This is a genomic window from uncultured Maribacter sp. (assembly GCF_947495965.1).
In the GTDB taxonomy this organism is placed as follows: domain Bacteria; phylum Bacteroidota; class Bacteroidia; order Flavobacteriales; family Flavobacteriaceae; genus Maribacter_B.
The window spans coordinates 56,534-80,528 of sequence record NZ_CANMBB010000010.1 but is presented as its reverse complement, the minus strand read 5'-3'; the positions used below and the strand labels follow the sequence as shown (position 1 = coordinate 80,528).

General features: G+C 30.9%; 24 protein-coding genes. 20 read left to right on the top strand and 4 right to left on the bottom strand.

Annotated elements, in window-relative coordinates:
* Positions 1–24: 24 nt before the first annotated feature.
* From Q0820_RS15725 to Q0820_RS15710, 4 genes are all read right to left on the bottom strand, one after another.
* Positions 25–429 carry a response regulator gene (locus Q0820_RS15725; protein ID WP_298489047.1) on the bottom strand — a complete coding sequence of 135 codons (405 nt, stop codon included), beginning with the start codon at positions 427–429 and terminating at the stop codon, positions 25–27.
* On the bottom strand, positions 416–2,341 hold the full coding sequence (locus Q0820_RS15720; RefSeq protein WP_298489045.1) for a PAS domain-containing protein: 1,926 nt from the start codon (positions 2,339–2,341) through the stop codon (positions 416–418). Before Q0820_RS15720 ends, Q0820_RS15725 begins: the two co-directional genes overlap by 14 nt.
* A gap of 159 nt (positions 2,342–2,500) precedes the next feature.
* Positions 2,501–2,956, bottom strand: coding sequence for a pantetheine-phosphate adenylyltransferase (gene coaD / locus Q0820_RS15715; protein WP_298489043.1), 456 nt, complete (start codon positions 2,954–2,956; stop codon positions 2,501–2,503).
* 19 nt (positions 2,957–2,975) lie between these two features.
* Positions 2,976–3,950 carry a D-alanine--D-alanine ligase gene (locus tag Q0820_RS15710; RefSeq protein ID WP_298489041.1) on the bottom strand — a complete coding sequence of 325 codons (975 nt, stop codon included), beginning with the start codon at positions 3,948–3,950 and terminating at the stop codon, positions 2,976–2,978.
* 95 nt (positions 3,951–4,045) lie between these two features.
* Between Q0820_RS15710 and Q0820_RS15705 the strand changes: the two genes are divergently transcribed.
* The 20 genes from Q0820_RS15705 to Q0820_RS15610 all read left to right on the top strand — a co-directional run bounded on the left by Q0820_RS15705 (position 4,046) and on the right by Q0820_RS15610 (position 23,959).
* Entirely contained in the window at positions 4,046–4,633 is a 588-nt protein-coding gene (locus tag Q0820_RS15705) for a PASTA domain-containing protein (RefSeq protein ID WP_298489039.1), read from the top strand.
* Positions 4,634–4,638: 5 nt separating this feature from the next.
* Complete coding sequence (locus Q0820_RS15700) at positions 4,639–5,667, top strand: RluA family pseudouridine synthase (RefSeq protein ID WP_298489037.1); 1,029 nt, start codon at positions 4,639–4,641, stop codon at positions 5,665–5,667.
* Between the two features lie 95 nt (positions 5,668–5,762).
* A complete protein-coding gene (gene yaaA, locus Q0820_RS15695) occupies positions 5,763–6,524 on the top strand; it encodes a peroxide stress protein YaaA (protein WP_298489035.1) in 762 nt (253 codons plus the stop codon).
* Positions 6,525–6,575: 51 nt separating this feature from the next.
* Positions 6,576–6,941 carry a hypothetical protein gene (locus tag Q0820_RS15690; protein ID WP_298489033.1) on the top strand — a complete coding sequence of 122 codons (366 nt, stop codon included), beginning with the start codon at positions 6,576–6,578 and terminating at the stop codon, positions 6,939–6,941.
* A gap of 175 nt (positions 6,942–7,116) precedes the next feature.
* Positions 7,117–10,569, top strand: a complete 3,453-nt coding sequence (locus Q0820_RS15685) for a pyruvate carboxylase (RefSeq protein WP_298489032.1) — start codon at positions 7,117–7,119, stop codon at positions 10,567–10,569.
* Between the two features lie 126 nt (positions 10,570–10,695).
* Positions 10,696–13,242 carry a phosphoenolpyruvate carboxylase gene (locus Q0820_RS15680; protein ID WP_298489031.1) on the top strand — a complete coding sequence of 849 codons (2,547 nt, stop codon included), beginning with the start codon at positions 10,696–10,698 and terminating at the stop codon, positions 13,240–13,242.
* Positions 13,243–13,337: 95 nt separating this feature from the next.
* The gene (locus tag Q0820_RS15675) at positions 13,338–13,706 is read left to right on the top strand and encodes a DoxX-like family protein (protein ID WP_298489029.1); all 369 of its coding nucleotides are present in this window, start codon (positions 13,338–13,340) and stop codon (positions 13,704–13,706) included.
* 7 nt (positions 13,707–13,713) lie between these two features.
* Positions 13,714–14,451 (top strand): DUF2071 domain-containing protein, encoded by a 738-nt coding sequence (locus Q0820_RS15670; protein ID WP_298489027.1) that lies wholly within the window; start codon positions 13,714–13,716, stop codon positions 14,449–14,451.
* Positions 14,445–15,197 (top strand): methyltransferase domain-containing protein, encoded by a 753-nt coding sequence (locus tag Q0820_RS15665; RefSeq protein WP_298489025.1) that lies wholly within the window; start codon positions 14,445–14,447, stop codon positions 15,195–15,197. Before Q0820_RS15670 ends, Q0820_RS15665 begins: the two co-directional genes overlap by 7 nt.
* A 9-nt stretch (positions 15,198–15,206) precedes the next feature.
* Complete coding sequence (locus Q0820_RS15660) at positions 15,207–15,605, top strand: hypothetical protein (protein WP_298489023.1); 399 nt, start codon at positions 15,207–15,209, stop codon at positions 15,603–15,605.
* A gap of 129 nt (positions 15,606–15,734) precedes the next feature.
* On the top strand, positions 15,735–16,085 hold the full coding sequence (locus tag Q0820_RS15655) for a hypothetical protein (RefSeq protein WP_298489021.1): 351 nt from the start codon (positions 15,735–15,737) through the stop codon (positions 16,083–16,085).
* Between the two features lie 87 nt (positions 16,086–16,172).
* Positions 16,173–16,715, top strand: coding sequence for a DinB family protein (locus Q0820_RS15650; RefSeq protein WP_298489019.1), 543 nt, complete (start codon positions 16,173–16,175; stop codon positions 16,713–16,715).
* A gap of 178 nt (positions 16,716–16,893) precedes the next feature.
* Positions 16,894–18,003, top strand: a complete 1,110-nt coding sequence (locus Q0820_RS15645; RefSeq protein ID WP_298489017.1) for an acyltransferase — start codon at positions 16,894–16,896, stop codon at positions 18,001–18,003.
* A 324-nt stretch (positions 18,004–18,327) separates the two neighbouring features.
* Entirely contained in the window at positions 18,328–20,448 is a 2,121-nt protein-coding gene (locus Q0820_RS15640; protein ID WP_298489016.1) for a hypothetical protein, read from the top strand.
* Between the two features lie 116 nt (positions 20,449–20,564).
* Complete coding sequence (locus Q0820_RS15635) at positions 20,565–21,119, top strand: hypothetical protein (protein WP_298489015.1); 555 nt, start codon at positions 20,565–20,567, stop codon at positions 21,117–21,119.
* Positions 21,120–21,203: 84 nt separating this feature from the next.
* On the top strand, positions 21,204–21,635 hold the full coding sequence (locus tag Q0820_RS15630) for a hypothetical protein (protein ID WP_298489013.1): 432 nt from the start codon (positions 21,204–21,206) through the stop codon (positions 21,633–21,635).
* Positions 21,636–21,691: 56 nt separating this feature from the next.
* Positions 21,692–22,099: a hypothetical protein gene (locus tag Q0820_RS15625; protein WP_298489011.1), complete on the top strand. Its 408-nt coding sequence runs from the start codon at positions 21,692–21,694 to the stop codon at positions 22,097–22,099.
* 129 nt (positions 22,100–22,228) lie between these two features.
* Positions 22,229–22,624: a RidA family protein gene (locus tag Q0820_RS15620; protein ID WP_298489009.1), complete on the top strand. Its 396-nt coding sequence runs from the start codon at positions 22,229–22,231 to the stop codon at positions 22,622–22,624.
* A gap of 256 nt (positions 22,625–22,880) precedes the next feature.
* Positions 22,881–23,339, top strand: a complete 459-nt coding sequence (locus Q0820_RS15615; RefSeq protein ID WP_298489007.1) for a hypothetical protein — start codon at positions 22,881–22,883, stop codon at positions 23,337–23,339.
* Between the two features lie 80 nt (positions 23,340–23,419).
* Positions 23,420–23,959, top strand: a complete 540-nt coding sequence (locus tag Q0820_RS15610; protein WP_298489005.1) for a Crp/Fnr family transcriptional regulator — start codon at positions 23,420–23,422, stop codon at positions 23,957–23,959.
* Positions 23,960–23,995 lie beyond the last annotated feature (36 nt).

Below are 23,995 nucleotides of genomic sequence, written 5' to 3'. Positions count from 1 at the left end.
TAGGTAAAATCTTATAATTGTGTTTTATGCAACTTTTGTAATTTGTTTCATTTCTTCTTTTTTAATTGGTTTATTGTTAAAAGTAATTAAATGGTGCGTTTGTTCTTTGTAGTGGTTCCAATTGTTACGGTCAAAATCATCTATAGAAGAGGTAACAATATTAATACGAACAGTTTCTTTTATTTTAAGTTTAATAAATTCTTCAAGAAATTGCCATCCATCCATTATTGGCATATTTATGTCAAGAAAAATTACTTGCGGTAATGGGGTGTTATTGTTTAGCATATCTATAATCCCATCTATAGCAGCTTTTCCGTTAACAAATTTGTAAAGTTGTTCATATTCCGTGACTAATCCTAGCATTTTTTGAATGCCAAATACGGTTATAGGGTCATCGTCTATTATACAGATAGAATTAATCTTTGTCATTGAAAAATATGTTAAATTTGGTTCCTTCTCCCACTTTGCTGGTTACGGTTACTTTGCCATTCATGGCTTCAATTTGGTTTTTTGTAATGTATAGACCAATACCCCTAGAATCTTTATGATTATGAAAAGTTTTATACATGCCAAACAATTTAGAACCGTACTTTTTTAAGTCAATACCTAGCCCATTGTCTGAAATACTAACAACAGAATAATTATTTTCTTTCTTATAACTAATTTTTACAATAGGGTCTTTGTCTGGATTTTTATACTTTACTCCATTAGTAATAAAGTTCATTAATATGCTATCTATATATGCTGGAATTACTTTTATTTCTGCATTAATAGGAATTTCATTTACTATTGTTGCTTTGTTTTGAACGATATAGGAAGATAAGTTTTGCTTAACATCTTCTATTTTGTTATTTAATTTAACAGGAGTTTTTTCTATATTAATGTTAGTGCTAATTGCTACTACTTCATTAAGGTTGTCTAAGGTTTCTAATAAATTATCAGAAGCATTCCTAAGCATTTGTAAGATGTTCTCCTTTTCTGTTTCTTCTTTTTCATGAGATAAAAAGTCTAGAAGCATTGAGAAATTGGCAGTATGAGACCTTAAATTATGCGAAACAATATGCGCAAAATTTATTAATTTTTTATTCTGTAATGAAGTTACATTTATTAGATGTCTTAATTCTTCTTCTTTTTGTTTTAAATGCGTAATATCTGTACTTATACCTACAATGCCATACGCCTCTCCTTTATCATTAGTAAGGGGTATTTTAGAAATAAGAAACGTTGTGGCGTTGCCATCTTTTTTTATGCTAACAGTTTCTTTATTTAAAATAGGACGGAGTGATTTTATGACACTCACATCGTCTTTTATATTCTCTGCAGCAACTTCTTTAGTAAAGAAATCGTAATCATTTTTACCTAATAATTCACTTGGGCCACTAACACCCATATATTCGCATTCTGATTTGTTTGCTAAAATTTTTCTAGATTCTCTATCCTTTATATATACATTTAAAGGTAGGTTGTCTATTAGTGTTTTTAATAAATGCTCGTTCTCTTTTATTTTATTGTCGCCTTCTACTTGGTCAGAAATATCTTGAAAAGTTCCTATTAAACCAATTAGTTCATTATTTTTAAATACTGGCTGGCCTGTAGCTATCACCCATTTTTCTATTCCATTAGCAGAAATTATTTGCGATTTTTCGCTCCAAGGTTTGTTATTTATCATGGCATTATGAAAAGCCATAGAAATAGTATTTCTGCTAATACCATCTTTATAAAAATTTATAGCCGTATCTACATTTGGAATAAAGTCTAATGGCACCTCATGTATGGTTTTCGTAATGTCGCACCAATTTAATTTGTTTGTTTTTATGTTATAATCCCAAGTTCCAATTTTAGTAATTTCAGATTTTTCTAAAAGTAGGGCTTCTAACTTTTCTATCTGTATTTCATTTATTACTCTAGAGGTTATATTTTCTGCTTGAATAATAACACCAACAATATTTTCTTCACTATCATACCATGGTATATTAGACCACTCAAACCATTGTGTATTGCCGTTAGGGTCTTTAAATTCTATATTAAAAAGGTCGCTTGGTTGGCCTTTTAAACATTTATCAAGAATTAATTTCCATTCTTCATTTTTCTCTCCATCTTTAAATAAGCTGAAAACAGATTTTCCAAAAACGTTTCTAGTTTCAAAATTAAATTCTTTAATCCATTGGTTAGAGGCATGGATTACTTCGAACTTACTATTAATAAAAGCAGTAGCTTTTGGCAGCTGTTTTATTAAATAATTATTAGCAAGTTTTAAGTCCTTCTTAAGCATGTTGTCGTATTTTCCTACTAATGTAGTTGGATCATGCCATATAAATAAAGGTTTGTTGTGAACTCGCAAAAAGACGTTGTGTTTTAATCAATTACTATAGGTAAAGATAATAAATTTTATTAAAATGAGAGTATTTTCTTACTAAATAATATATATCACACAAATGAAAACCTCAATTTTTAAGAGGTTTTCATTTGTATTGTAAGAATAGTCTTATTTTGTAATTTTTTAATTGACTTTTACAGTGTCTGGAACTAGTACAGAATAGTTTCCGCCATTACGAATTACATCTCTTACAATTGAAGAACTTATGTAAGATTTCCCCGAAGATGTAAGAAGAAAAACAGTTTCTATTTCAGAAAGCTTCCTATTGGTATGTGCTATAGCTTTCTCGAACTCAAAATCTGCAGGATTACGTAATCCTCTTAAAATAAAGTCTGCCTCTACTTTTTTGCAATAGTCAACAGTTAAGCCTTTATAGGTGTTTACTTTTATTTTTGGTTCATTTTTAAATGCCTCAGAAATAAAACGTATTCTTTCTTCTAGGCTAAACATGTATTTTTTATCTGCATTTATTCCTATTGCAATTATTAATTCATCAAAAAGAGGCAACCCTCTAGTGATAATGTCGTGGTGTCCCAAGGTAAGTGGGTCAAAAGACCCAGGGAATATTGCTCGTCTCATACTAGTAAAGTTACATGTTTTATTTTAAAGCTTCTTCTATAGCACTTTTAAATAGCTCTGCTAAAGATATTCCAGCTTTTTGGGCTTGCTGCGGTAAAATACTTTCTGTAGTTAAACCTGGGGTGGTGTTCATTTCTAACATATAAGGTTCATCACCAATAAAAATAAACTCACTTCTAGAGTACCCAGTCATTTTTAAAATATCATAAGCTTTTTTTGCAGCAGTAGTTACATTTTTAAGCTGCATGTCATTTATTCTAGCAGGAGTTATCTCGGTAGATTTTCCTTCATATTTTGCTTGGTAGTCAAAAAAATCATTTTCAGTTACAATCTCTGTAATTGGTAATACTATAGTTTCTCCGTTATATTTTATAACACCCACAGAAACCTCTGTACCGTCTAAGAAACTCTCTATTAAGATTTCATCATCTTCTTTATACGCATTTTCTATTGCTGCTTGTAAATCTTCTTTTTTATGCACTTTAGAAATACCAAAGCTGCTACCAGCTTTGTTGGCTTTTACAAAACATGGTAGTTTTACCTTATTAATTATAGCATCTTCATCAATAACATCTCCAAAATTTAAGTAATAAGATTCTGCAGATTTAATTCCGTATGGTTTTAAAACACTTAGTAAATCTCTTTTATTAAAAGTTAAAGAAGATTGGTAATAGTCACAAGAAGTTTGCGGAATGTTTAGTAATTTAAAATAAGCTTGCATAAGACCATCTTCTCCAGGGGAACCATGTATGGCATTAAAAACACAGTCAAAAGTAATGTGTTGGTTTTCTACGGTAATAGAAAAATCATCTTTGTTTATAGGATGTTCTGTGTTATTAGAATCTACATATACCCACTTGTCTTTAAATATATGTATGCGGTAGGCGTCAAATAAAGTATTGTCTAAATAGTTGTAAACAACATTGCCACTGGTTAAAGATATTTTGTACTCACTAGAGTAACCTCCCATAATTATGGCTACTTTTTTCTTCATAGTATGGTTTTACTTTTTTTAAAAATAAATAACAAGGTATCAAAGTAAAGAAAAAAGCAATCCGTTTCCTATATTTGTCGGGTCAATTATACTCCATGAGAAATTTCTTTAATTTTTTAAGAAGCAAATCTTTTTTAATCCAAATAGGATTGGCTTTAGTTGTTTCAGTAGTTTTAATATTTGTAATGTTAAATTGGTTAAATAGTACCACCAACCATGGCGAATTTGTAGAAGTACCAGATTTTTCTAAAATGTCTGTTATGGATATGCGTAAAGCTGTAGAAGATGCTAGTTTACGTTATGAGGTATTAGATTCTGCAAATTATAATCCAGATTATCCAAGGTTTTCTATCATAGAACAAAATCCGCAAGCGGGAAATAAAGTAAAAGAAAATAGAAAAATTTATTTTACGGTAAACCCATCTGGTTACAAAAAAGTGACCATTCCAAAAATTATACAGGTTACGCAAAGAAATGCTAAGTCTATGCTTAGAGCAGTAGGGTTAGATGTGCAGCGTGTAATTTATATAGATGAACTTGGTAAGGATATGGTGTATTCTATAAAATATAAAGGAAAAGTAATTCATCCGGGAGATAAACTACCAAAGACTTCTAAAATAGAACTAATTTGTGGTAACGGAAAAATATCCGATAGAGCACAAATTAAGGCAGATTCAGAATAAAATATATGTTACCATTAGAAGAGGGGCCAGAGCCAAATGAAGAAGAACTTTATGAACACCATAAAGTAGTAGCATCTAAGGGGCAAATACCTTTACGTGTAGATAAGTTTTTGATGAATTTTATTGAAAACGCTACACGTAATAAAATCCAACAAGCTGCAAAAGGAGGCCATATTTGGGTAAATGGTAAGGTAGTTAAGCAAAATTACAAAGTAAAAGCAGAGGATGAGGTAAAGGTTCTTTTTGAGCATCCGCCGCATGAGTTTTTATTAGTCCCTGAGAATATCCCTTTAAATATAGTGTATGAGGATGATGTTCTTATGGTGGTAAATAAACCAGCAGGAATGGTAGTACACCCAGGTCACGGAAACTACTCGGGCACTCTAATAAATGCACTTATTTATCATGTAGATAATTTACCTGCAAATAGTAATGAACGTCCTGGTTTAGTACATAGGATAGATAAAGATACCTCTGGTCTTTTGGTTATTGCAAAGACTGAAGCTGCAATGACGCATTTGTCCAAGCAATTTTTTAATAAAACCTCAGAAAGAGAATATGTTGCTTTAGTTTGGGGTAATATAGAAGAAGAGGAAGGTACTATAGAAGGGCACGTAGGAAGGCATCCTAAGAACAGGTTACAAATGCACGTTTTCCCTGATGGGGAACAAGGGAAAGAAGCTGTTACACATTATAAAGTTATAGAACGTTTGGGCTATGTTACTTTAGTTTCTTGTAAGTTAGAAACAGGAAGAACACACCAAATTAGGGTGCATATGAAGCATATTGGGCATACCCTTTTTAATGATGAACGTTATGGTGGCGAAAAAATATTAAAAGGAACCACCTTTACTAAATACAAACAATTTGTAGAAAATGCTTTTAAAATCTTGCCAAGGCAGGCATTACACGCAAAAACTTTAGGATTTGTACATCCGGTTACAGGAGAAAAGATGAATTTTGATTCTGAAATTCCTGAAGATATTGCAAATTGTATAGAAAAATGGAGGCAATATACTAAGCATAGCCAATAGTATAAATTTCTTTAATACTGGTATTGATAAGTCTTTTTAAATGGAATTGTAAATCCAGTAAATCCTTATTATTTTTGTCCACTAATTGCAAGAAAATGAAAATAGTTATCTCTCCGGCAAAGTCTTTAGATTTTGAGAGTAAGTTACCAACAGAAAAATTTACACAGCCAAAGTTTATAGAACAGGCAGTAAAGCTAAATGCTATTTTAGCTAAGAAAAAGCCTAAAGATTTATCCGAATTAATGCATATTTCAGATAAATTGGCGCAATTAAATTGGCAAAGAAATCAGGATTTTACTACTCCATTTACAGTAAATAATGCAAGGCCTGCAGTATATGCTTTTAGTGGCGATGTATACCAAGGCTTAGATGTTTATTCTCTAAAAGAAGATAAGTTAGAGGTACTTCAAAATTCTCTAAGAATATTATCTGGACAATATGGCATTCTTAAACCGTTAGATTTAATGCAGGCTTACCGTTTAGAAATGGGGACTAAGTTAAAAATAGGGCGTAAAGCTAATTTGTATGAATTTTGGAAAAAAGAACTTACCAACCATCTTAATTCTGAGCTAGAAGAAGGAGAACTTTTTGTGAATTTAGCAAGTAACGAGTATTTTTCTGCAATAGATACTAAAGCTTTAAAAGCTCCAGTAATAACCCCAATTTTTAAAGATTGGAAAAATGATAAACTTAAGATAATTAGCTTCTTTGCAAAAAAAGCAAGAGGTTCTATGGTTCGCTATATTGTAGATTCTAATGCAACTACTTTAGAAGATATAAAAGGTTTTAATTTAGACGATTACCAATTTAGTAAGGAGCATACTCTAAAAGAGAACGAGCCAGTTTTTATACGATAAAATATATTTTTTCTTCTGTCGTTTTCCTATGTATAGGATAAATTTATACGTATGAAAAAGCAAATAGTATTTCTGGTTTTAGTTTTTATAGCAATAGTAGGTTGTACAGATAGGGACGATAAAATATCAAAAGTAAATCTTAGAATTAAAAATGCAAGTACTGTAAATTTTGATGAGGTTACGGTTGTGTCTAGTGAAAATGTGTATAGTAATATATCTGTAGATGCATATTCAGATTATTTAGAGTTTGATGAGCTATATTCCTATGCCTACATACAAATTTTAGCTGATGGAGAAACCTATACTTTACAGCCCATAGATTTTGTTGGAGAAACCCCTTTAGCGGTAGGATTTTATACTTATGAATTGGGTATTGATGCAACAGGAAACGTAGTTTTAAACTTAAAGGCGAATTAACAAATTTCTAATAAAGAACACGTTAAATTTTATTTTTCTCTAAAAAATCTATAATTACTTAGAAATTGCAATAAAATTGTTAAGAATTTTAGATATATCATATTATTATACCATCTTAAAAAACAGTAATTTTGATTTTAGTACGAACTAACTATTAATTAAAATCATAATTACTGTGAAAATCAATACCGTTTTAGTTGCAAATAGGGGAGAAATAGCAATACGTATTTTTAGAGCCTGTGTAGAAATAGGCATAAAAACTGTTGGTATTTATACCTATGAAGATCGTTATTCCTTGCATAGATATAAAGCAGATGAATGTTACCAAATAGGAGAAGATAACGAACCTCTTAAGCCATATTTAGATATAGAGGCTATTATAAAAGTAGCTAAAGAAAATGGTGTAGATGCTATTCATCCAGGATATGGTTTTCTTTCCGAAAATGCAGAATTTGCTCAAAAATGTGAAGATAACGGTATAAAATTTATAGGACCTAAGGTATCTGTATTAAAAGCTTTAGGAGATAAAATTACGGCAAAAGAAGTAGCAGTTGCTAATAATATTCCTATTATTCAAAGTAGTAATAAGGATTTGAAAACAGTAGAAATTGCCCTTTCAGAAGCAGAAAGAATAGGATACCCAATAATGTTAAAAGCTGCCTCTGGTGGTGGTGGTCGTGGTATGCGTGTAATACGTACCGAAACAGATTTAAGAAAAGCTTTTCCAGAAGCGCGTAGAGAATCGCTCAATGCTTTTGGAGATGACACGGTTTTTCTAGAAAAATTTGTAGAAAATCCAAAGCATATTGAGATTCAAATTGTAGCAGATGAACATGGCAATATGGTGCATTTGTTTGAGCGCGATTGCTCGGTACAAAGAAGGTATCAAAAAGTTATAGAGTTTGCACCTTCTTTAGGATTGCCACAAGAAACAAAAGATAGTTTATATACCTATGCACAAGATATTTGTAAAGCAGTAAACTATAATAATATTGGTACGGTAGAGTTTTTGGTAGATGATGATGGTAGTATCTATTTCATAGAAGTAAACCCAAGAGTACAAGTAGAGCATACTGTAACCGAAATGGTTACGAATATAGACCTTATAAAAACGCAAATTTTTATTGCTGGCGGTTATAAATTGGCCGACAAACAGATAAAAATAGAAAGTCAAGAATCGGTAACTATATCTGGCTATGCATTACAATGTAGAATTACAACAGAAGACCCAGCAAATGATTTTAAACCAGATTATGGTGTAGTAACTACCTACCGTAGTGCATCAGGTTTTGGTATTCGTTTAGATGCTGGTAGTGTATATCAAGGAGTAGCTATTTCTCCTTTCTTTGATTCTATGTTGGTAAAGGCATCGGCAAGGAGTAGAACTTTAGATGGCTCTTGCCGTAAAATGATACGAGCATTAGCAGAGTTTAGAATTCGTGGTGTAAAAACAAATATTGCTTTTCTAAATAACATTCTTAAACATCCTACTTTTAGAAATGGAGATGTTACGGTTAATTTTATTCAGAACGAGCCAAAGTTATTTGAGTTTATAGAACCAAAAAATCGTGTAAATAAATTAATTCAATTTTTAGGAGATACTATTGTAAATGGTAATCCTGATGTTAAAAAATATAATCCTAATCATGTGTTTTCTAAACCAATAGTACCTTCATTTCCTAAAAATGAAGGTTATGCAAAGGGAACAAAAGATCTATTGACAGAATTAGGGCCAGAGAAATTTTCGCAGTGGTTAAAAAAAGAAAAGAAAGTGCATTTTACCGATACCACGATGAGAGATGCACACCAGAGTTTATTAGCAACCAGAATGCGTACTATAGATATGCTTAAAGTTGCGGAAGGTTTTGCAAAGAACCATCCAGAAATTTTTAGTATGGAAGTTTGGGGAGGTGCTACCTTTGATGTTTGTTTGCGTTTCTTACAAGAAAACCCTTGGGAACGTTTGGCATTATTACGTAAAGCAATGCCAAATCTTTTGTTACAAATGCTAATTAGGGGCTCTAATGGTGTTGGTTATAAAGCATACCCAGATAATTTAATTGGAGAATTTGTAGAGAAATCTTGGGAAACTGGGGTAGATGTTTTCCGTATTTTTGATTCTCTAAACTGGATGCAATCTTTAGCACCATGTATAGAGCATGTACGCAAAAGAACTGGTGGCTTAGCAGAAGGTTCTATTTGTTATACTGGAGATATTTTAGACCCATCCAAAACAAAATATGACCTTAAATATTATGTGCAACTAGCAAAAGATATAGAAAATGCTGGAGCACATATTTTAGGAGTAAAAGATATGGCAGGTTTGCTTAAACCAAATGCTGCTTATGAGCTAATAGGAACTTTAAAATCCGAAATTAATATTCCTATTCACTTACATACACATGATACTTCGTCTACGCAAGCAGCAATGTATTTAAAAGCTATAGAAGCAGGTGTAGATGTTGTCGATGTTGCTCTAGGAGGTTTATCTGGGTTAACGTCGCAGCCAAACTTTAACTCGGTAATGGAGATGTTGCGTTTTCATGAAAGAGAAAATATATTAAATGCAGAAAAACTTGCAGAATACTCTAATTACTGGGAAACGGTACGTAATTACTATTATACTTTTGAATCTGGATTAAAATCTGGGACAGGAGAAGTGTATAAGCATGAAATTCCTGGCGGGCAATATTCTAATCTAAAAGGACAAGCAATTGCATTAGGTTTAGAAGATAAATTTCCAGAGGTAACTAAAATGTATGGCGAGGTAAATACTATGTTTGGCGATATTGTAAAAGTAACCCCAAGTTCAAAGGTGGTTGGCGATATGGCGCAATATATGATAAGCAATAGCCTAACAGTACAAGATGTTTTAGATAGGGGGGAAGATATTTCTTTTCCAGAATCGGTAAAGAATTTCTTTAGAGGAGATTTAGGGCAACCCGTTGGTGGTTTTCCAGAAAAACTTCAGAAAATAGTTCTTAAAGATGAAAAACCATATACCGAAAGGCCAAATGCGCATTTAGAACCTGTAGATTTTGAAAAAGAATTTAAAGCCTTTAAACGAAAATTTAAAAAAGGAATGGGTAGAGATTTAGAAATGACCGATTTCTTATCCTATAAGTTATATCCAAAAGTATTTACAGATGCGTATAATAATCATGTTAAATACGGTAATGTTGTAAACATACCTACCAAAAACTTTTTCTATGGCATGGAAGTAGGAGAAGAAATAATGGTAGAGCTAGATCAAGGAAAAAAAGTGCTTATTTCTCTAATGCTAAAAGGAGAACCAGATGAGGCTGGTAATGTTAGCATTTTCTTTAAGATAAATGGGCAGTTACGTAATGTGTTAGTAAAAAACACATCGGTAAAGGTTAAAAAAATAGAGAATAAAAAAGCCGATATTTCTAATGCAAAAGAAATAGGAGCACCATTACAAGGATTATTATCTAGTGTATTAGTAAAAAAGGGAGAAGCGGTAAAAAGAAACCAGCCTTTATTTATTATAGAAGCCATGAAAATGGAAACTTCGGTTACAGCAACAGCAGATGGTGTGGTAGATAGAATCATTTTAAGTGGTGGTTCCTTAGTAAATTCTGAAGATTTGGTGGTAGTTCTTAAATAAAATGTAATAAAAATAAGGAATTAAACCCCTTTTGTTACTAATACAAAAGGGTTTTTTTTGTCCAAAAAGCTTTGGTATTTTTACTTTTTCAAAACCTATATTAACATTGGCAAGAAATAGAAAAGTATGAAACAAACACCAAGGCTAGAAGAATTTAAAAAATCGGTTACCAATAGATTTAATGTCTATAATAGCCTGTTTTTAAATTTACCTTACCGCAACATAGAGAATGTAGGAATGATAATTCCTTTAATGTTAGACCAGTGTCAAGAAGGACTTAAATCAGGGAAAAACCCAAAAGAGATTTTGGAAGGTTTTTTTGAGAATTATGTGGATCTAAAATCCGAAAAAGATAGGATAGATTTTATGTTTCGTATCATCCAGTACGTAGAGCGCCAAGTGGTGTTGTATGATAGTGTAGAAGATGCAGCATTTCCAAAATTATTTGAACACAGCAGTAACCTTACTATTAAAGATTACTTTGAGCTGGTAGACAAGAATAAGAGTTGGGATAAAATAGCAGAACAATTATCAACCTTTAGTTCTAGATTAGTTTTAACAGCACACCCAACACAATTTTATACGCCAGCGGTATTAGATATTATATCAGAATTAAGAACATTAATTTTAGAAGATAATATAGATGATATTGATGTTACCTTACAGCAATTAGGACTTACATCGCTTATAAATTCTAAAAAACCAACCCCTTTAGATGAGGCTAAGAATATTATTTACATTCTTAGAAATGTGTATTATGATGCTGTTGGGGAGTTATATGCATACTTAAGAAAGAATATTAAGAATGCCGAGTTTGAAAACTACGATATTATAAAATTAGGGTTTTGGCCTGGAGGAGACCGTGATGGTAACCCTTTTGTAACGGCAGATATTACTAGTGATGTTGCAGATGAGTTACGAGTAACTTTAATGAAATGTTATTATAATGATTTAAAGAAACTACAAAAAAAGCTAACCTTTGGAGCAGTACAAGATTCTCTTGTTACATTAAGAGAAAACTTGTATACAGCTATGTTTAACCCTAAAAAACATGTTGGTTACAAAGATATTATTGGTCCTTTAGAAAAAATAAGAACCATTTTAATAGAAAAATTCCATGGGTTGTATTTAGAAGATTTAGATTACTTTATGGATAAAGTAAAAATCTTTAAAACCCACTTTGCAACCTTAGATGTTAGGCAAGACCATAGCATACATACCAAAGTAGTAGAAACAATATTAAAACAAAATGGTTTAATAAAAGAAGACCTTTCAGAGCTTTCAGAAGATGAATTGGTAGATGTATTATTACATAAAGATTTACAATTAAAAGCGGAAGATTTTGAAGAAGGTATTGTACAAGATACCATCAAGAATATTGGCCAATTAAAAGCAATACAAGAGAAAAACGGTCAAGAAGGGTGTACAAGATATATTATTAGTAATTCTGAAGATATATTCTCTGTTCTTTTTGTATTTGGTTTATTTAGATGGTGCGGTTGGGATTCTAAAGAAATTACTTTTGATATAGTGCCACTTTTTGAAACCATGAATGGTATGGATACTTCAGAAGATACGATGCAAAAGTTATTTAGCATACCAGAATATATGGCACATGTAAATAAAAGAAGCCAAAAGCATACTATAATGCTTGGTTTCTCTGATGGTACAAAAGATGGTGGTTACTTAAAAGCAAACTGGTCTATTATAAAAACTAAAGAAAGTCTTTCTGGAGTTTGTGCCAAACACAATGTAAAAGCCATATTTTTTGACGGTCGTGGTGGCCCACCAGCTCGTGGAGGCGGAAAAACACACCGTTTCTATGCATCGCAAACCAAAGATATTGCAAATAACGAAATACAATTAACTATTCAAGGGCAAACCATTACCAGTACCTATGGTACTAAAGAACAGTTTATGTATAACTGCGAGCAATTATTAACAGCAGGCTTGTCTAATAATTTCTTTGGAGATAAGAATGTAATTTCTAAAGAGCAAAGAGATTTAATAGAAGAACTATCAGAACTTAGTTTCTCTAAGTATGATGCATTAAAGCACCATGATAAATTTATGCCGTATTTAGAAAATAGAAGTACGCTTAAATATTATACCAAAGCTAATATTGGTAGCCGTCCTGGAAAAAGAGGAAATAAAGCAAAATTAGAATTATCTGATCTACGTGCCATTTCCTTTGTAGGTTCTTGGAGCCAATTAAAGCAAAACGTACCAGGATATTTTGGTTTAGGAACAGCAATAAAAGCTATGAAAGACCAAGGTAGAATAGAAGAGGTTAAAGCATTGTATAGAGATGTTCCTGTATTTAGAGCATTAATGTCTAATAGTATGATGTCGCTTTCTAAATGTTACTTTGAGCTTACTAGCTACATGAAAGAAGATAAGGAATATGGAGATTTCTGGATGATTCTTTTAAACGAGTATAATTTATCTAAAGAAATGTTGTTGCTAGTATCAGACTCTAAAATTTTAATGGAGAAAGAAGCAGTTTCTAGAGAGTCTATTAAAATTAGAGAAAACATAGTATTGCCATTATTGGTAATACAACAATATGCTTTACAGAAAATAGGAGCAGATTCTTCTTTTAAAGAATTGTATGAGAAGATTGTAACACGTTCTCTTTATGGGAATATTAATGCCAGTCGTAACTCGGCATAAGAGAATATAATGTACTATAAGAGCACCCTTTTTAGTTTTAAACTAAAGAGGGTGTTTTGTTTTAAAAACTTATTTCAAATTGGTACCTTGTGCTAATGCTATCTAAAATAATAACCTATATAATTGGAATGGTTTGGTTGGTAAATGGGCTCTACTGTAAAGTCTTAAACCAAGTACCAAGACACCAAGAAATTGTAAGTCGCATTTTAGGAGAAGAATATGGTTCTTTTTTTACAGTGGCTATTGGTGTGGCAGAGATTGCTATGAGTATTTGGGTATTTTCTAGAATAAAAACACGTATAAATGCTATAATGCAAATAGTTATAATTAGCAGCATGAATATTCTAGAATACTTTTTAGTACCAGATTTATTGTTGTGGGGAAAATATAACTCCCTTTTTGCATTTTTATTTATCGTGCTTATTTATGTAAATGAATTTCATTTACGAAAACAAGAAAATTAGCAAAACTATGTTTAGGACACTCAAAGACCACCCTTTTGCTGTAGAAGCACATTTTAAAAGTTCTTTGGTGTTTACTTTTGCAGTACCTAAAGAACAACTACAAGATAAGATACCAGAGTGTTTAACCTTAGACACTTTTCAAGACAAATATGCCTTTGTAGCAGTTGCTATGGTGCAAACCCAAGATTTGCGCCCTAAGGGTTTTCCTAAATTTATGGGGAATAACTTTTTTTTAATTGGGTATCGTGTTTTTGTACGGTACACCACTAAAGAAGGCAAAAATTTGCGAGGACTCTATATTTTAAAGTCCGAGACCGATACCAAGAAAATGGAATTCATGGGAAATATATTTACCCATTACCAATACACTACTACAGATATTAAACAAGAAGAAACAGCAACTACCAGTAGCATTTCTTCTCTAAAATCAGACTTTTTGGTAACCGTAAAGAAGAATAATAGGGCAGAAGTACCTCTACCTAAACATTCCCCTTTTAAAGATTTTAAAGAAGCACGCAGATATGCAGGCCCGTTACCGTTTACTTTTACGTATTCTAAAGAAAAAAAAGAAGTTTTAATCATAGAAGGTGTGCGTCAAAACTGGAAACCACAAGCGGTAGAAGCTATAGATTTTAATTTTAAATTCTTAAAAGACCAGCAATTAGAAAATGCAGTATTAGCAAATGTTTTTGAAATTAAAGACATTCCTTACTACTGGAAAAAAGGCAGAATAGAAGCATGGTAAAAAAAAGAAAAAAGTTTCAAGGGGTATTAAATATTCTAAGCTTTAATAGGCATTTTTATGTAATTGGGTTGTTGGTGTTGGTAATACTTATAGTAGCATTAATTATTTTTAAAATTCCAACAGTAATCACAGGGATAATTCTTGGGGTATTTCTTTATGGCTTTTTAATGCCGTTGTTAGTATCTGCCTATGTATATGATTTTTCTGGTTATTATGATTTTGCGTGGGTAGAAGAATTAGGATTAAAAAAAGAAAATCCGCAACAAATAGTAAATATAAATGCAGGTTTTGATGAGACTAGTTTTATCCTAGAAAGTCATTTCCCAAAAGCCAATATTCAAGTGTTCGATTTTTATAATGCCAAACAACATACAGAGCCTGCTATAGTAAGAGCGCGTAAAGTAAGTTTAGTGTACCCAAACACCCAAAAAATACAAACCAACTATATACCTTTAGAAGATAATTCTGTTGCTATAGTATTTCTTCTTTCTGCCGTTCATGAAATTAGGTCGCATGCAGAAAAGGTGCTGTTTTTAAAAGAATGTAAAAGAATATGTGCTCCAAACGGTAAAATTATTACCGTAGAGCATTTACGAGATATTCCCAACTTTTTAGCCTTTTCTATTGGTTTTACCCACTTTTTTTCACGAAAAACATGGAAAAAGGCTTTTAAAGAAGCAGGTTTTGCTACTTTTAAAGAAACCAAGTTTACCCCATTTATGTCTATCTTTTGTTGTAGTTCTTAAAAAAGTAGTATGCAAATTCATTTAAAAATTATTGGAGTTTTATGTATGGCTTTGGCATTGGTACATGTTGTTTTTCCAAAATACTTTCATTGGAAAAAAGAGTTACGTTCCTTGAGTCTTGTAAACAAACAAATGATGGAAATACATACACTTTTTATTGCAGTAACCGTATTTCTTATGGGGCTACTCTGTGTGTCATCTGCCGCAGAAATAGTAGAAACTTCCTTAGGTAAAAAAATAGCCTTAGGCTTAGGTATTTTTTGGTTATTGCGCCTAATTATTCAGTTTGTAGGCTACTCTCCAAAACTTTGGAAAGGCAAAACCTTTGAAACTACCGTACATGTGGTATTTAGTATCTTTTGGTTATATGTAACCGTTATTTTCTTTATAACTGCATTAGGAGCATAAGTAATAGGTTTTCCCCATAAACAGGGTAGTGTTTAGTTTATATTCTTTGGAGATTTGTAAAGCAATATTGTTTTTACAAAAGATGTAAAAACACAAATGAACTTTTTAACTTAATATAGCTTCTTTAGTATGGATACAGTCTTTTTAAATATAATTTATTTTGTGCTGCCGTTGCTTATAGTTGGGGTACTTGTAAAATATGTTTTTAATGTAAATGTTGCTATTTTATGGCCTTCTGCAATTATGGTATTACTTTTTATAGGTGTTACTATTTGTTCTCCATTTACTTTAAAGGAACAGGAAGCAGTTTTGTTTCCTATTTTTTGTGTTCTACAATTAGTAGCGCTTGTGGCTGGTATGGTATTACTCCAAAAACAAGAAATAGTGTGGAAGCATTTTTTTATTTCGTTACCCTTTCAGCTTATATATTGGGTGCAACTTTTTTATTATGGTGGTCTCCAGTTTACGCATAAGTTTTAATCCTTAAACTTTTGGAGATTATTCTTTATTAAGAAATTACAAAATAAGCTTAGATAGGGCTATATTTAAATAAAAATAGCTACTACGATGCATAAACTAATAACAGTAACAGTACTACTAGTATCCTCGGTATTTGCTACACCTCTTTTAGCGCAACAAAATGTATTTATTAAAGAATATTTAGAGCGCTTAGAAAAATCTAAGGAATACTTAATTCTGGTGGCCGAAACAATGCCAGAAGACAAATATACTTTTAAAGCTACGCCAGAATCTATGAGTTTTGCAGAAAATTTAATGCATATTGCTTGGGCAATGGATTGGCATAGCCAATCTTTAATGGGAGAACGTAAAGCAAGAGATTGGAATACGGATACAGAACTAAAAGTTGCTACAAAATCTAAAAAGGAAATGATTGCTGCGGTAGCCAAAAATTTTGATAAAAACATAGAATTTATATCAAAATTTGATGTAAATAAACTGGAACAAAGGTTAGATTATTTTGGAGCCAATAGAACTAAAAGACAAATTCTATTATTACTTGCAGACCATATAACACACCACAGAGGGCAAATGCTTGTGTATATGCGACTAAATAAGTTAAAACCCCCAAGGTGTGTCCTTTATCAATAAATCAAAAAAATAGTAAAACAATCTCCAACATAATAGTCTTGTGGCTTTTACCCAAATCTTAAAAATCAAAATCAATTTTTCTAGTTGAATTAGTTCAACATTTTTTTCATTTTTAATCCATTAATTTACAGAGTAGCGTTATACGGTATTTTAATTACCTGCATATACCAACTAAAATATGGAGCAAAAATCTGTGAATTACATTTGTTCTCTTACGCCATTAAGAGGAATTGCGTCGTTGTTAGTTGTGCTATTTCATTATGATATTTGGTTAATGTTACGTGGCTTTCCTAGGTTAATAAATACAAAATATTCCTCTATTATAGCAAACGGATATTTATGGGTAGACTTTTTTTTTATACTAAGTGGGTTTGTAATTTGCCATGTGTACGGTAAGAAATTAGAAAACCGAACAAGAACAGTTATAAAAAAATATTTATGGGCAAGATTTACACGGCTTTACCCTTTACATGTTTTTATAATGGTACTTTTTTTACTGCAAACTATAGTGCTATTTAGCTTATTCCCAGAGTATGCAGAAGTAAAATGGCAATGGACAAGAACCTCCCCAGATTTTTTTATTCATCTATTCTTTTTACAAACCACAGGTATTATTGACCGCCCTGTTTGGAATGTTGGGTCATGGTCTATTGCTGCAGAATGGTGGACCTATATTTTTGCTATAGCACTTATTCCTTTACTAAATAAAGGAAAAAATATAAGGAGTGTTATTTCTGTACTATTAGCTTTAGCGGGCTTTGTTTTTATTACCAGTCAAAATCCAAAATTTAAACTCGATGAATTTTATGGCTTAGGAACTCTTCGTTGTGTATTTGGTTTTACAATTGGTATTGGCGTTTACCAAGCATATAAAGCGCTAAAGAATAAAGAAACAATATGGAGTAAAGATTGGTTGTTTTATAAAATGGTACTGTGTTCTTTAGCTGTAATGCATTTTAATGTATATGACGTAATTGTAATACCGTTTTTTGCAGCTTTTATTCTTTGCGCTTCTCTTAATAAAGGTTTGCCGTTTAAACTATTAAATTCTAAACCATTACTATTTCTAGGTAATATATCTTACTCTATATATTTAATACATTTATTTTGGATATACCTATGGGTTATGTGGTTAGATGTTTATTTTATACCTAAAAACCCAGAGATTATACTTGGGGTATCCTATAGAATTTTTTGGTTGGTACTATTATTTGCAGTAATTATTAGCTCATCGTATTTAACTTATAAGTATGTTGAAATTTTAGTGCAAAAAAAGCTTAGAAAATAAAAAAGGATATTGTAGCTTTTTTTATTCTTACCCAACCCTTCCAGTAATTTCCTTTTTTGTAGAAAAAATAGCTTTAACCTATACGCCTAAAAACCTCTTAAAATGATGGTTTTACCCTCAAAAAACATATTTTTTATATGCTTACCGTAGTTTTTAACTTTTTTAGTTAATAAGTATGTAGCGGCATTACGCTTTTCTGTTTTTTAGATTACTTTTTTATTAAGATTTTTACTGTAAATAAAAGATAGGGGTTGTTTTCTGGTGGGGGAGTGGCTTATGTATCTTAGTTGGCAATAATTATCACAACACCTAGAAAAAACAAGAATGATAGATATAAAAGAATTTTCACGATTTTCGGAGTCACTTAAATTAAATCAAAAAGCGGAACTTATAAATGAAGGTGGAGAAAATTTAATTAATGATTTTTATACTGACCTATTTCCAAACAGCGCAGTAAAAGATAAAGTCAATTTAAGTAACACAACTATTCTAATTGGTCGAAAAGGAACTGGAAAGTCAACTATTTTTCAGAAATCAATGATTGAGCAAATCAATCATTCAAGTGTTTTGCCTTTATATTTAGATGTTAAAACCATTTACGATAGAGCAACTCCAATTCTAAAATATGAAAATGAAACTTATATTTCTAAAGATGAATTAACCAAATATTTATTATACAAAAATTTCATTAAAGAAATAATTCTAGAGATAAAAAAAAGAATAGAAAAACATTTGAAATTTAACCTCTACGAAAGGGCTTTTGGTTTAGATTATGATAAAATACAATCCATTCAGATCGAACTGAATAATATTGAAAATGAATTAGACGCAGTTTTTAAAAAAATTGATATAGGGCTTTTTACAAACATTGGTAAAGAACTAGAATTTATCAATACAAGTGAAAAAAATTTAGATATTGAATTAAGTAAAACACCAAAACTTAATGGAGGAGTAAAATCAGGAAAGGAACAAAAAGTAAGAAATGAGTTTAATTCTATTTTTTTAAATTTCCTCGATATAAAAAGTTTATTAATTGATAATTTTTTAAAAATAAAAGAAATCATTGGATTACGACATCTCTACTTATATCTTGATGATTTTTCGGAAATTGACCTAGAAGCTCAGAAAATATTTGTTGATTGGTTTATTGCACCTTTAAATAACTTGTCAGAAAATTTTGTCAAATTTAAGATAGCATCATATAGAGGACGTTTATATTTAGGTAAAATTGATATTTCCAAAATTGATTTTATTCACTTAGACTTTTTTGAAGCCTACAATATTTATAAATCCATTTCCCGTATGGAAGAATTAGCTTTAGATTACAATAGACGTCTTATAGAAAATAGGTCTAAATTGTTTTTTACTAATTCAAATTTCTATGAATATTTTGATGTTAAAAAAACAGAATTACATGAAGTTCTCTTTGATGTATCAATGAATATTCCTAGAAAATTAGGATATATTCTTTCATATTGTTACGAATCTCATTTAATTCATAATGCTAAAATCACAAAAGCCGCAATTGGTAATGCTGCTCAAAGATATTATGAGGAAATAACAGAAAGTTATTTTGAGTCAAACCCTTATATAACAAGACCATTTGAAGACAAAATTAATATTGCTAATCAAACGAACTTATTGAACAAAATTGTTGATAAGCAAAAATTCAATAAACTTAATATAGCTAAGTCTAGAGCTAAAATATTTAATGTTCCTGACCAACCAACAAGTCATTTTGTTGTAAATGATGAATTTTCAAATTTGTTAAATAACTTGGAATTAAATGGATATTTGAGCACCTATAATAAAATAAAAGATAAGAGTAACATCTCTTCAACTTTGTTTGCTTTAGATTATGGTTTATGTAGAAAAAATAATTTAAACTATGGAAGACCTAAAGATTCCGAACATAGAAAATATTATAGCGATTCTCGTTTTAGTTTAAATCACTTAATAAGAGAGCACTTCAATTCAACTCAAGTATTAAAATGTTCATTAGGACACGAATTTGATTTTGAACTAAAAAAGCAATTTGAAGTTTATGATATGAATTGTCCTACATGTATGAAAGAAGGTGCTTTAAATAAGTGTGAAACTACTGTTTCAAATAAAGAATTAATCGAAAAAATCAAAAACATTGAAAGAACTTCTTTACTTCAAGTAGATTTTGATGAGTTTAGAATATTATTAGCTTTAAAGCAATTTTCACCAGTTTCATTACCGACCAAAAAACTGGGAGAATTAACTGATTTGTCTTATCAATTTATAGCAAAAAGAATACCCAAACTAATGGAATTAGGTTTTATAGAAATGGATGAAGAAAAGTCATTAGCTGTAAAAAAGGAACATTATCTAATTACTGCTAAGGCTAAAGAAAAAGTTATTGATGTCATAATAGAACGCATTGAGGAAAAAGAAAAGGAAAAGAATAAAGATAAATAAATAGTTGCAAGACCTCTACTAGCACTTGCATCATGCTCTCGTGTCGTAAAGAGTACATGGATGTACTTTGTAAGTAAAGAGAGATACTTAAAAGAAAATTAAATCGATTAAAAAATATGAAAACGAAACTTACTTTTTTAGCTTTATTAGCCTGTTTTTTAATGCATGCGCAATATCATGATGGAACAGTTTTTTTAAAAGACTCCACAGAATTAAAAGGTTTAATAAAAGTGAGGCCTTTGGGAGGCATAAAATTTAAGTCTAATAGGGATGATAAACCTACAGCTTACGATTATAATCATATTACAGGCTTCCATACCAAAGGAGAAAATTATATCTATATAAAAACCTCTATTGATTTTCCTCCAAGAATTGTAAAGGAACATATTACAGGAAAAATTACTTTATACAGTACAGAAATTTATAATCCAGGACATACGATTCCCGCTGGTTATGCAGGCGGGGGAATGACAATGGGTGGTGGATCAGCAACTATTTATTTCCTTATGGTAGAAAACAAAATCACAAGATTAGGACCTAAATTAAAAAAGAAACATTTTTTGTTCTTTAAGAGCTGTCCTATTTTAATCGATAAAATTAATAGTAAAGAAATACACAGAAGAGAGGTGTATGATATTGTAGATTTTTATAACAAAAAGTGTCCCAGTTAGTACTAGTTAATTTCCCCTTAAACAGGGGTGTACGTATTGTTTTTACCAATTATCTTTGGTAAAAGCTTAGAAATTACTACATAAATGAAAAAAATTATATTCTCTATAATAACAGCACTTGGGTGTATTACAGATGAATTTTTCACTTTTAAATATGTATGCGATTATCCAGAACATGGACCAGAATTTTATGGTTTTCCGTTTGTTCAAGAAACTAACACAAGTTGGATTTTTTCTATGTCTGGAGAAATTTATCTATTCGGTTTTTTAGGTAATTTGGTTTTATGGACACTCTTTATTTTTATACTAGTTGTATGCTTACATAAAATAAAAGGAAAATTAGCACAAAAGATTATTCCTGTATTTGGTTGGTTAATTATGGCCTGGTCTATACTGGTTTCTTTTGTTTATTTTGGCGCTATAGATTGGAGATTAAAATATACCCATGATGATTTTAAAATAAACTATTACCAATCTTATATAGCTTGTGAACGAGAGTTTTTGTGGATTAAATAATACAACACTCCTAAAATTAACCAGATAGGAAAAGTTTGCATACAAAAAATGGCGGAATGAAATTTCTAAATAAACTTAAGGCTAATCCTAAAAAGATTTTTTTAATAGATGCATTAGGAGCATTACTAACCGCTATTTTGTTATTCGGAATCTTAGCACAACTGGAAAAATACTTTGGAATGCCAAGCAAGGTTTTATATACACTTTCTGGAGTAGCTTTTTGCTTGTTTATCTATTCAATAAGTTGTTATCAACTTATTAATTTAAATTGGAAACCTTTTCTAAAGATAATAATAGGGTGTAATAGTATTTATTTGTTGGTGTCCATGGCATGCATAGTTTTACACTCCAATAAACTAACGGAATTAGGATGGATGTACTTTATACTTGAATTTGTAGTAATTGGAATACTAATTATTGTGGAATATAATATACTCCAATCAAGTCGTGAAAAACTAAAATAAAGGTTTTCTTCTTAAATTTATTCTGTTAATAAATTTGCCAAAACCTAGGTGTTTTGGTGTTATTTATTTCTTTTCTTGTGGAAAGTTTATAGATCCTTATATCTGGGATTATATGTAATAGAAATACGAATGAGTCCAAAAGAAAATTTAGCAAAACTAGGATTGAAATTGCCAGAGACATCTACTCCAGGCGGAAGTTATGAATCGGTAAATATCCGAGAAAATATAGCATACATTGCTATTCAATTTCCTATTTTAAATGGCGAATTTAAATACCAGGGGCGTTTGGGAAATGAAATTTCAACGGAAGATGGGTATAACGCAATGGAACTATGCGCATTGAATGTTTTAGCACAAGTAGATAAGAAAATAGGATTCAATAAAATTGTTGGGCTAAATCATATAGATGCTTATTTTCAATCAGGAGAAGATTGGGATGATTCTCCAATTATAGTGAATGGAGCTTCTGAATTATTTGTAAAAGTACTAGGAGATAAAGGAAAACATTCCAGAGCTATTTTTTGAGTTGAAAAATTGCCAAGAAATTTTAGTGTAGGTTTAACTGTCTCCTTTACTATAGAAAAGGAGTAAGGTTACGCAAAGTAAAAGCCCTAATTTATACGGAATTATGTGCCACGAGCTGCTATATTTCTAGGGGGAATTAAAATTGGAAATAAAGATGCGGTTTTTAACCAAGGGGACTTTACCAAAAATGATTTAAGATAGATAGCTTTTATTCCTTTTTAATGGCGTAATTTACAGGCTTAAAATACATAGCGTTATGAAAAAAAGAGCCTTTAAAAAAATTGTTTTTGCAAACCTATGTATACTTGGGTTACTGTATAGTTCTTGTGCTCCCAAAATGAATACAAAAAGCTCTAATGCTAAAAATACGATGGATGGGGTTTGGAAATTAAGCCATTTTTATCAGGTAGCAAACGCAGATACGCTTATTACCAATACCAATAAAGTACAGCATAAAATATATTTAAATGGTTTTGTAATTTGGAACACAGACCCAGCACCAGATGCATCGGAATGGCATGGGTTTGGAACCTATACTTTTAAAAATGATACTATTACAGAAGTATTAACATCTATGTCTACCTCTATGAAGAGTGATGTTAATACCTATGTTATTCCTATAGAACATAACGGAAAAACCTATAAGCAAGTAAATACGTATACAAGAAACGATACTATTTTTAAAAATATTGAGGTGTATAAAAAGTTAGATTAGGGTATGAAATTTATACGAGAGGTTATATACTTAAGGGTGGTAAAATGAAGCTTCAAGACTACTTAAAAAATATAAAAACAATGTCAGACGAAAAGGCTGACTTAATCTCTTCTTATTTTATAAAAAAATCTTTCCCAAAAGAAACAATTCTTATACAAGAAGGGAAGACCAGCAAACACTCTTATTTTTTAGAATCGGGGATAATAAGATGTTATATCATAGATTTAAAAGGGAATGAAGTTACAACTAGGTTTTTTTCTGCTCCAGATTTTTTAAATGATTATTTATCTTTTTTTGAGCAAAAACCAAGCGAAGAAAATTACGAACTACTAACAGACTGTACTCTTTATAGTATTAGCTATGATAACGTGCAACATTGTTTTCATACCATACCAGAGTTTAGAGAGTGGGGCAGAATGCTTTTAACTTTAAACTATACTTTTATAAACCAAAAAATGATTTCTCTTTATAAAGAAACAGCGCAAGAACGTTATCTTAATTTAGAAAAAAAGAACCCAGAAATTATAGAAAAAGTTCCCTTACACATTATTGCATCTTACTTGGGTATCACTAAGTTTTCTTTAAGTAGAATTAGAAAAGAAATTCAAGAATTGCCATAGGGCAATTTATAATTGTTTGTAGTTCTACATCTTTGT

Excerpts from the sequence above, each read along its gene's own strand:
- coaD (WP_298489043.1), bottom strand. The coding sequence starts at position 2,956 with ATGAGACGAGCAATATTCCCTGGGTCTTTTGACCCACTTACCTTGGGA.
- Q0820_RS15630 (WP_298489013.1), top strand. The coding sequence starts at position 21,204 with ATGAAAAAAATTATATTCTCTATAATAACAGCACTTGGGTGTATTACA.
- Q0820_RS15645 (WP_298489017.1), top strand. The coding sequence starts at position 16,894 with ATGGAGCAAAAATCTGTGAATTACATTTGTTCTCTTACGCCATTAAGA.
- Q0820_RS15625 (WP_298489011.1), top strand. The coding sequence starts at position 21,692 with ATGAAATTTCTAAATAAACTTAAGGCTAATCCTAAAAAGATTTTTTTA.
- Q0820_RS15670 (WP_298489027.1), top strand. The coding sequence starts at position 13,714 with ATGTTTAGGACACTCAAAGACCACCCTTTTGCTGTAGAAGCACATTTT.
- Q0820_RS15680 (WP_298489031.1), top strand. The coding sequence starts at position 10,696 with ATGAAACAAACACCAAGGCTAGAAGAATTTAAAAAATCGGTTACCAAT.
- Q0820_RS15700 (WP_298489037.1), top strand. The coding sequence starts at position 4,639 with ATGTTACCATTAGAAGAGGGGCCAGAGCCAAATGAAGAAGAACTTTAT.
- Q0820_RS15710 (WP_298489041.1), bottom strand. The coding sequence starts at position 3,950 with ATGAAGAAAAAAGTAGCCATAATTATGGGAGGTTACTCTAGTGAGTAC.
- Q0820_RS15725 (WP_298489047.1), bottom strand. The coding sequence starts at position 429 with ATGACAAAGATTAATTCTATCTGTATAATAGACGATGACCCTATAACC.
- Q0820_RS15655 (WP_298489021.1), top strand. The coding sequence starts at position 15,735 with ATGGATACAGTCTTTTTAAATATAATTTATTTTGTGCTGCCGTTGCTT.
- Q0820_RS15615 (WP_298489007.1), top strand. The coding sequence starts at position 22,881 with ATGAAAAAAAGAGCCTTTAAAAAAATTGTTTTTGCAAACCTATGTATA.
- Q0820_RS15650 (WP_298489019.1), top strand. The coding sequence starts at position 16,173 with ATGCATAAACTAATAACAGTAACAGTACTACTAGTATCCTCGGTATTT.
- Q0820_RS15610 (WP_298489005.1), top strand. The coding sequence starts at position 23,420 with ATGTCAGACGAAAAGGCTGACTTAATCTCTTCTTATTTTATAAAAAAA.
- Q0820_RS15640 (WP_298489016.1), top strand. The coding sequence starts at position 18,328 with ATGATAGATATAAAAGAATTTTCACGATTTTCGGAGTCACTTAAATTA.
- Q0820_RS15635 (WP_298489015.1), top strand. The coding sequence starts at position 20,565 with ATGAAAACGAAACTTACTTTTTTAGCTTTATTAGCCTGTTTTTTAATG.
- Q0820_RS15705 (WP_298489039.1), top strand. The coding sequence starts at position 4,046 with ATGAGAAATTTCTTTAATTTTTTAAGAAGCAAATCTTTTTTAATCCAA.
- Q0820_RS15675 (WP_298489029.1), top strand. The coding sequence starts at position 13,338 with ATGCTATCTAAAATAATAACCTATATAATTGGAATGGTTTGGTTGGTA.
- Q0820_RS15665 (WP_298489025.1), top strand. The coding sequence starts at position 14,445 with ATGGTAAAAAAAAGAAAAAAGTTTCAAGGGGTATTAAATATTCTAAGC.
- Q0820_RS15690 (WP_298489033.1), top strand. The coding sequence starts at position 6,576 with ATGAAAAAGCAAATAGTATTTCTGGTTTTAGTTTTTATAGCAATAGTA.
- Q0820_RS15620 (WP_298489009.1), top strand. The coding sequence starts at position 22,229 with ATGAGTCCAAAAGAAAATTTAGCAAAACTAGGATTGAAATTGCCAGAG.
- yaaA (WP_298489035.1), top strand. The coding sequence starts at position 5,763 with ATGAAAATAGTTATCTCTCCGGCAAAGTCTTTAGATTTTGAGAGTAAG.
- Q0820_RS15660 (WP_298489023.1), top strand. The coding sequence starts at position 15,207 with ATGCAAATTCATTTAAAAATTATTGGAGTTTTATGTATGGCTTTGGCA.